This window comes from Streptomyces sp. rh34, from assembly GCF_002551245.1.
In the GTDB taxonomy this organism is placed as follows: Bacteria; Actinomycetota; Actinomycetes; order Streptomycetales; family Streptomycetaceae; genus Streptomyces.
Genome location: NZ_NTGZ01000313.1, coordinates 1 through 7,857, shown reverse-complemented (window position 1 = coordinate 7,857; position 7,857 = coordinate 1). Strand labels below are relative to the sequence as shown.

Genomic DNA, 7,857 nt, shown 5'->3' with positions numbered 1-7,857 from the left:
ACGCCGGGTGGGCGCCCGCGGCGACGAGGTCGGCGACGGCGGCGCGCGGGTCGCGGCCGGTGACCAGCGACTCGCCGACCAGGACGGCGTCGGCGCCGGCGTTGGCGTACGCGATCAGGTCGTGCGGGCCCCGGACGCCGGACTCGGCGACCTTGACGATGTGGTCGGGGATCTCGGGGGCGACGCGCTCGAAGGTGGAGCGGTCGACCTTGAGGTCCTTCAGATTGCGCGCGTTGACACCGATGATCTTGGCTCCGGCGTCCACGGCACGCTCCGCCTCCTCCTCGTCGTGCGCCTCGACGATCGGGGTGAGCCCGATCGACTCGGCGCGCTCGATGAGGGAGACCAGGGCTTCCTGGTCGAGGGCGGCGACGATCAGCAGGGCGAGGTCGGCGCCGTAGGCGCGGGCCTCCCACAGCTGGTACGAGGTGACGATGAAGTCCTTGCGCAGGATCGGGGTGTCGACCTTGGCGCGGACGGCCTCCAGGTCGGCGAGCGAACCGCCGAAGCGGCGCTCCTCGGTGAGGACCGAGATGACGGACGCGCCGCCGGCCTCGTAGTCCGCGGCGAGCGCGGCCGGGTCGGCGATGGCGGCAAGGGCCCCCTTGGAGGGGGACGAGCGCTTGACCTCGCAGATGACGGTCACGCCCTCGCCGCGCAGGGCGGCGACTCCGTCCTTGGCCTGGGGAGCGCGAGCGGCGCGCTCCTTCAGCTCGTCGAGGCTGACGCGCGCCTGCCGCTCCGCGAGGTCGGCGCGAACGCCGTCGATGATCTCGTCGAGCACACTCACGCGAGCGGCCCCCTTCCGAACGGTTGACGGTGAACAGGATCAGCCACACCGATGGTATCCGCAGGATGCCCCGGGGCTCGCATCCGGCCACGACGCGTCCCACTTCCTGGTCATTTCGCGGTCCGGTCCGCGGAGTTCAGGGGGCCAGGGCCGAGCCGAACGGCAGATTCCGGACCACGGTGAAGATCAGCAGGACTGCCCCCACGCCCCACCACCAGACGGGCGCCAGGCCGATGCGCAGGGGCTGTCCGCGCCAGGCCCTGACCAGCCAGAGGACCCAGACCGCGGCGAAGAGGAAGTAGCCGACGGTGGCGATCGCGTTGGCTTCGAGCGCCGCGCCGAGATCGCCGTGGATGAAGGCGTGGGCGCTGCGCAGTCCGCCGCAGCCGGGGCAGAGGACACCGGTCAGTTCGAGCAGCGGGCAGACCGGATAGTGGCCGGACTCGTTGGGATCGACGGTGCCGACGTACGCGAAGGCGCCCGCGACCGCGGCGAGGATGCCGAGGGGGGTTGCCAACCAGCCCGTCCGGCGTTTGAGGACGGAACCGTGGCCTTGGGGGGCGGGCACCTGCGAGGGCCCCTCGCCCGGGGGACCTGCAAGCTCCGGGCCCACCCCGGCGAGGCTTCCGTCCTCAAACGCCGGACGGGCTTGGGTGGGCCGGGCCGTGTCGGGGGTCGGGCAGACCGTCAGCGGCATGGGTCCGTGGCCCGGCGGCGACCCCGATTCCGGGTCCGGCGGCTGGGCGGCAGAGGGGGCAGGCGAGGCGTCCACCCGCTGATTGTCCCCCGCCGACGCGAAAAGGCGCAGCCCGGTAGGGGCTGCGCCTGTCGGCGTGTCGGTCGCCGGGACGGGCCGGCGCCCGGGTCAGTGGGAGATCTGCGCCCGCCCGGCGCGCTCCCTGGCCTCGATCAGCTCGGCCGACTCCTTCGGCATGCCGAGGCCGGCCACCTTCATGGCGAGGCCCACGAGGCCGCCGGCGAAGATGACGGCGATACCGGCCCAGAAGCCGAGGGGGTTGGCCGCGACCATGAAGACGCCTGCGACGCAGAAGCCGATGAAAGCAATGATGACACCGGTCCAGGCGGCCGGGGTGTGTCCGTGGCTGCTGCCCGCCATGAGTTGCTCCTCGTTGGTGTTGCGCTGTGGGTGACGCTGTGCGTGTGGCCGCCGCCCGGGGGACGGCTCGGGTCCATTGTCCCGTACGGGGCTGCCGGACGTGAGCCTGGGGTCACACCTCGCGCGTCGGGTCCTCGCCGCGGTCCAGGGCCTTCCACAGGTCCTCGGGCCGGTCCGGGTCGGGGCCGGTGCGGGGCGCCCTGCCGGGGCGGGGGGTGCCGTCGCGCTCGTACTTTCCGGACATGGCGGGCCAGCGGCTGCCGTAGCGCAGCGCGAGGAGCCCGGCCAGCAGGATCAGCAGGCCGCCGGCGGCGGTGACGTAGGGCCATGCGGTGTGGCCGATGGCATGGATGGTGGCCGCCGCGTCGCCGGTGGTCCTGGCGGCCTCCTCGTCGAGGGCCGTGCTGTCGGACCCGCCGGCCCAGGCACTGAGGGTGGCTCCCAGGCCGCTGAGGGCGAGGAGGGCGGCGACGATCCGGCGGCCGGCGCCGCGTACGGCGAACACCGCGACGAGCGCGGCGAGCGAGACGACGGCCAGGGCGGCCGGGACGCCGGTGACGTCCCGGCCGTCGACGGCCAGCGGAAGCGCGCCGCCGCCGGTGGCCGCGTCCCCCTCGGCCCAGGTCTGTCCGGAGGCGAGGAGGACGACGGTCGCGCCGACCGCGCCGAGGAGCAGACCGGCCGCGAGACTGCGGCGGCTCCCTGCGGAGTCGGGCGCGGCGCCGGACGCGGAGTCGGACGCGGAGTCGGCGGTGCGGGCACGGGGCTGGGGTACGGGGACAGCGCTCACGCCCTCCACTATCCCCTACTGGTTCAGCGGTCGTGGAGCCGGTTGGCCGTATGGACGGCGCGGAGCACGGCCGCCGCCTTGTTGCGGCACTCGGTGTCCTCGGCGACCGGGTCGGAGTCGGCGACGACCCCGGCTCCGGCCTGGACGTACGCGGTGCCGTCGCGGAGCAGGGCGGTCCGGATGGCGATGGCGGTGTCGGAGTCCCCGGCGAAGTCGAGGTAGCCGACGCAGCCCCCGTACAGTCCGCGGCGGCTCGGCTCCAGCTCCTCGATGATCTGCATGGCGCGGGGCTTGGGGGCGCCGGAGAGGGTGCCCGCGGGGAAGCAGGCGGTCAGGACGTCGAAGGCGGTGCGGTCCTCGGTGACGCGGCCGGTGACGGTGGAGACGATGTGCATCACGTGGGAGTAGCGCTCGATCGACATGAAGTCGACGACCTCGACGCTGCCGGGCCGGCAGACCCGCCCCAGGTCGTTGCGGCCGAGGTCGACGAGCATCAGGTGCTCGGCGCGCTCCTTGGGGTCGGCGAGGAGTTCGTCGGCGAGCGCCTGGTCCTGCTGCGGGGTGGCGCCCCGGTGCCGGGTCCCGGCGATCGGGTGGACCATGGCCCGGCCGTCCTCGACCTTGACCAGGGCCTCGGGGCTGGAGCCGACGACATCGAACCCGTCGAAACGGAAGAGGTACATGTACGGCGACGGGTTGGTGGCGCGCAGCACCCGGTAGACGTCCAGGGCGCTCGCGGTGCACGGGGTCTCGAAGCGCTGGGAGGGGACGACCTGGAACGCCTCGCCCGCCCGAATCCGCTCCTTGATGTCCACGACGGCGTCCTGGTAGTCCTCGCCGCCCCAGAGCGCGGTGTACGGCGGCAGCTCGGACGGGGGCAGCACAGCGGGGGCGTTCTCGACGGGGCGGCGCAGGTCGCGCTCCATCGCGTCGAGGCGGGCCACGGCGTCCGCGTGCGCCTCGTCGACACCGGTGTCGAGGTCGTTGTGGTTGATCGCGTTGGCGATCAGCAGGACGGTGCCGTCCCGGTGGTCGAGGACGGCGAGGTCCGAGGTGAGGAGCATGGTCAGCTCGGGCAGTCTCAGGTCGTCGCCGCCGTGCTCGCCGATCTTCTCCAGGCGGCGTACGACGTCGTAGCCGAGGTAGCCGACCATGCCGCCGGTGAACGGCGGCAGGGCCGCGTCACCGACCAGGTCGCGCGGGGTGTGCAGGGTCTCGACGGTGGCGCGCAGCGCGGCCAGCGGATCGCCGGTCACCGGGACACCCACGGGCGGGGTGCCGAGCCAGTGGGCCTCGCCGTCGCGGGCGGTGAGGGTGGCGTCGCTGCGGACGCCGATGAACGAGTAGCGCGACCAGGTCCGGCCGTTCTCGGCGGATTCGAGCAGGAAGGTGCCGGGGCGTTCGGCGGCGAGCTTGCGGTACAGGCCGACCGGGGTGTCGCCGTCCGCCAGCAGGCGGCGGCTGACGGGGACGACGCGCCGGTCGACGGCCAGTTTGCGGAAGGTGGCGAGATCCATGGCCGGTGACCTTACTTCCCGAGGGGCAGGACGTCGGAGTCGAAGCAGGTGCGGTCGCCGGTGTGGCAGGCGGCGCCGGTCTGGTCGACCTTGACGAGGACGGTGTCGGCGTCGCAGTCCAGGGCGACGGACCTCACGTGCTGGACGTGACCGGAGGTGTCGCCCTTGACCCAGTACTCCTGGCGGCTGCGCGACCAGTAGGTGCAGCGGCCCGTGGTGAGGGTGCGGTGCAGCGCCTCGTCGTCCATCCAGCCGAGCATCAGCACCTCGCCGGTGTCGTACTGCTGGGCGATGGCCGGGACCAGACCGTCGGCGCCGCGCTTGAGGCGGGCGGCGATGGCCGGGTCGAGGCGGCTGGCGGGCGGCGTGGCGCCGGGCGGGCTCGTCATGGGCCCATTGTGCCGTGGCGGCGAGGGCGCTCCGGGCGGACGTCCACTGGGCGGACCCCGGGCGACGGTCGTACGCTGGCGGGCATGTCGACCCATGCGAAGCGTGAACGTCTTCTGCTCGCCGATCTGTTGGAAGCGGCCGGTCCCGAGGCCCTGACTCTGTGCGACGGCTGGAAGACCCGCGATCTGGCCGCCCATGTGGTGGTCCGCGAACGCCGGGCGGACGCGGCGGGCGGGCTGCTGGTGGACGCGCTGAGGGCCCGGCTGGAGCGGGTGCAGGCGGAGTTCGCGGCGAAGCCGTACGAGGAACTGATCCAGCTGATCCGCACCGGTCCGCCCCGGTTCTCCCCGATGTCCCTCAAGCAGATCGACGAGGCGGCGAACACCGTCGAGTTCTTCGTCCACACCGAGGACGTGCGCCGGGCCCAGCCCGACTGGTCGCGCCGCGAGCTGGACCCGGTCTTCGCCGATGTGCTGTGGTCGCGCACCGAGCGGACGGCCCGGCTGCTGGGCCGCAGGTCCCCGGTGGGACTGGTGCTGCGCCGGCCGGACGGCCGGACGGCGGTGGCCCACAAGGGGACCCCGGTGGTGACGGTGACCGGGGAGCCCGCCGAGCTGCTGCTGTACGCGTTCGGCCGGCAGGAAGCCGCGGACGTCGGGGTGGAGGGCGACCAGGCGGCGGTGGAGCGGCTGAGGGCGGCGGAGCTGGGCATGTAGGCCCCGCGGAGGGTGCCGGGGGTCAGCGGGGCAGTTCGGCGCGGCGGAGCGCGGTGACGGTCAGGCCCACCGCACCGCCGGCCGCGCACACGGCCGCGCTGACGGCGAAGACCGGCCCGGTGCCCCAGAGGGCGATGGCGGCCCCGGTGACGGGGTAGCTCACCGGGATGAGCGCGTAGGTGACGAGCGTCGACACGGAGGTGACCCGGCCCAGGTACGCCGGGTCGGCGGCGGTCTGGACGAGGGCTGCGCACAGGGCCCCGGCCAGTCCGACGAAGAGGCCGACGAACGCGGCGACCGCGGCAGCCAGGGCCACCGAGGGGATGTGCGCCACAGCGGCGATGCCTGTCGCTCCGACGAGAACGGTCAGGCACATCACGAGCCCGGCGCGCTCCACCCGGCCCCGGACGGCGAGGAGGAGGGCGGCCCCGGCCGCGCCGGAGGCGAATCCGGCGACGATCCAGCCCATGCCGGCCGCACCCCAGCCGCGCTGCTCGGAGAGCAGGATCAGCCCGAGGTTGAGCGGCCCGACGAAGCCGAGCTCGCTGAGGCCGATGACGATCATCAGCGGCCCGAGGAGGGGGTGGCGGCGGATGTGCCGGAGCCCGTCGAGGAGGTCCTGCCGGGCGGTCGGAGCCTCGGTGGCCGTCTGCTCCCCATGGTCCTCGGCCGACGTCCCGCCGTGCTTCACGGGCGCGGGCAGCGGTCCGATCCGCAGACGCAGGAGCAGGGGCAGGGAGAGGGCGAAGAGCACACCGGCGGCGGCGAAGGCGAGCGCGGGGCCGCCCGTGGCCACGGCGACCCCGCCCAGCGGCGCGCCGACGATGGAGGCGCCGCGTGCGGCCAGTCCGCGCAGGCCCTGGATCCGGGCGAGCTGGCCCGGTGCGCTGATCCGGGGCGGCAGCGCACCGACGGCGGGCAGGAACAGGGCGTCGACCGCGCCGAAGAGCAGGGCGACGGCCACCAGGACGCCCACGGAGGGTGCGGTGAGGACGAGGGTGGCGGCGAGTGAGAGGACCAGGAGCGCGCGGGCGGCGTCGCTGCCGATGACGACGCGGCGGGGCCCGAGCCGGTCGGCGAGCACTCCCCCGCCGAGCATCAGGAGAGCCCGGGGTATCGAGCCGGCGGCGAGGACCAGGCCGGTGCCGGAGGCGCTGCCGGTGCGCGCGGCGGCCCAGGCGAGGGCCATGAAGTAGATGCTGTCGCCGACCATCGACGCGGTGTACGCGCCGAGCCAGCGCAGCACGTTCGGGTCGCGGTGCGCGGGGCGTTCGGGGGCTTCCACGGCGGTGTCGGTCATGGTTCGTCCTTCCGGGGCGGAGCGGTGGGCCAGGAGGCGGTGGACTCAGGGGCGGAAGGGGAATCCGTAGGTGTGCAGGGCGACGCTCTCCCGGCCCTCCGTGTCGCCCGCCTCCTCGCGGGCGCGGCCCGCCTCCTCGTAGCGGTCGATCAGCGCGCCCATCTCCCGGCCGAGGGCGGCCAGTTCCCCGGCGGTGAGGCGCAGGAGGTTCTCCGCGCTCCAGGACGCGCCGCGCCACTCCGTGTCCCAGGTGTGCCGTGAGTCCTGGTGGGCCCGGTAGAGCTCGACGTGCTGGTCGAAGGACATCCGGCCGGCGGCGGCGTAGACGGCCGCCCTGTCCGGCGCGTCGTCGAAGTCCTCGTCGCTGAAGGTCAGGCCTCGGGAGGACGGCTGCCACCAGCGTTCCCGGCCGTCGGCGCCCTGCCTCGCGGCCGGTTCGATCAGCCCGTGGTCGGCGAGCTTGCGCAGGTGGTAGCTGACGAGGGAGACCGCCTCGTCGACCTGGTCGGCGAGCTGGGAGGCGGTGGCGGTGCGCTTGATGTGCAGGGCTCGGTAGAGCTTCAGGCGCAGGGGGTGGCCGATCGCCTTGAGGGTGTCGAGGTCGGAGACGCGGCGTCGTTCTTCGCTGGGCATGACATGACCGTAGATACGCAGGGAAAGTTGCGCAAGATTAATTGCGCAATATTTGTTGCGAACTTTTCCCGTGGTCGCGGATCTCTACAGTCGTCACGGACCTTTTCGGTCATCGCGGACCTCTTGGAGCGTCGCGGACCTCTTGGAGCGTCGCGGACCTCTTGGAGCGTCGCGGACCTCTTCAGTCGCCGAGCAACCGCCGCGCCGCCAGGGCGAGCGAGACCTCGACCGCGTCCCGTGGGCGGGTGAGGCAACGGCCGGTGAGCTGTTCGAAGCGGCGGAGCCGGTTGAGGACGGTGTTGCGGTGGCAGTAGAGCCGCGCGCCCGCCCGCTGCGCCGAGCCGTCCGCGTCCAGCCAGGCGGTGAGGGTCTCCACGATGACGTCGCGGTCGGCGGGGTCCAGCCGGTCCAGCGGCCCCAGCACCCGGCCCGCGAGCGCGGCGGCGAGCGCGGGGGAGGACACGACCAGGGCGTCCGGGAGGTTCTCGTCGAGCAGGATGGTGCCCCCGGACGCGGGGCAGGCGCGCAGCGCGGTCTCCGCCAGCCGCCGGGCGTCGCCGAGGGCGGCCAGGCCCTCGACGGCGGAGCCGATCCCGGCCCGGGT

At 73.8% G+C, this 7,857-nt stretch carries 10 protein-coding genes; 1 reads left to right on the top strand and 9 read right to left on the bottom strand.

Features of this window, described 5'->3' with window-relative positions; genetic code table 11:
* The 6 genes from trpC to hisI all read right to left on the bottom strand — a co-directional run.
* Nucleotides 1-790 (bottom strand): indole-3-glycerol phosphate synthase TrpC (gene trpC / locus CR470_RS33600; protein WP_097871230.1); only part of this gene is annotated, 790 nt, incomplete at its 3' end.
* 136 nt (nucleotides 791-926) lie between these two features.
* Nucleotides 927-1,358 carry a DUF2752 domain-containing protein gene (locus tag CR470_RS33595; RefSeq protein ID WP_257139008.1) on the bottom strand — a complete coding sequence of 144 codons (432 nt, stop codon included), beginning with the start codon at nucleotides 1,356-1,358 and terminating at the stop codon, nucleotides 927-929.
* 297 nt (nucleotides 1,359-1,655) lie between these two features.
* Complete coding sequence (locus CR470_RS33590; protein ID WP_007451095.1) at nucleotides 1,656-1,907, bottom strand: HGxxPAAW family protein; 252 nt, start codon at nucleotides 1,905-1,907, stop codon at nucleotides 1,656-1,658.
* A 112-nt stretch (nucleotides 1,908-2,019) separates the two neighbouring features.
* Nucleotides 2,020-2,706: a TIGR02234 family membrane protein gene (locus tag CR470_RS33585; RefSeq protein ID WP_097871228.1), complete on the bottom strand. Its 687-nt coding sequence runs from the start codon at nucleotides 2,704-2,706 to the stop codon at nucleotides 2,020-2,022.
* 14 nt (nucleotides 2,707-2,720) lie between these two features.
* Nucleotides 2,721-4,214, bottom strand: a complete 1,494-nt coding sequence (locus tag CR470_RS33580) for an anthranilate synthase component I (protein ID WP_097871227.1) — start codon at nucleotides 4,212-4,214, stop codon at nucleotides 2,721-2,723.
* 11 nt (nucleotides 4,215-4,225) lie between these two features.
* Nucleotides 4,226-4,603, bottom strand: coding sequence for a phosphoribosyl-AMP cyclohydrolase (gene hisI / locus CR470_RS33575; protein WP_097871226.1), 378 nt, complete (start codon nucleotides 4,601-4,603; stop codon nucleotides 4,226-4,228).
* 84 nt (nucleotides 4,604-4,687) lie between these two features.
* Between hisI and CR470_RS33570 the strand changes: the two genes are divergently transcribed.
* On the top strand, nucleotides 4,688-5,320 hold the full coding sequence (locus CR470_RS33570; protein ID WP_097871225.1) for a TIGR03085 family metal-binding protein: 633 nt from the start codon (nucleotides 4,688-4,690) through the stop codon (nucleotides 5,318-5,320).
* Between the two features lie 22 nt (nucleotides 5,321-5,342).
* Here CR470_RS33570 and CR470_RS33565 read toward each other — a convergent pair whose 3' ends face one another.
* From CR470_RS33565 to CR470_RS33555, 3 genes are all read right to left on the bottom strand, one after another.
* Entirely contained in the window at nucleotides 5,343-6,620 is a 1,278-nt protein-coding gene (locus CR470_RS33565) for an MFS transporter (RefSeq protein ID WP_097871224.1), read from the bottom strand.
* 45 nt (nucleotides 6,621-6,665) lie between these two features.
* On the bottom strand, nucleotides 6,666-7,253 hold the full coding sequence (locus CR470_RS33560; RefSeq protein WP_097871223.1) for an ArsR/SmtB family transcription factor: 588 nt from the start codon (nucleotides 7,251-7,253) through the stop codon (nucleotides 6,666-6,668).
* A 181-nt stretch (nucleotides 7,254-7,434) separates the two neighbouring features.
* Nucleotides 7,435-7,857: PucR family transcriptional regulator (locus CR470_RS33555; protein WP_179892457.1), on the bottom strand; the 423-nt coding region annotated here is incomplete at its 5' end.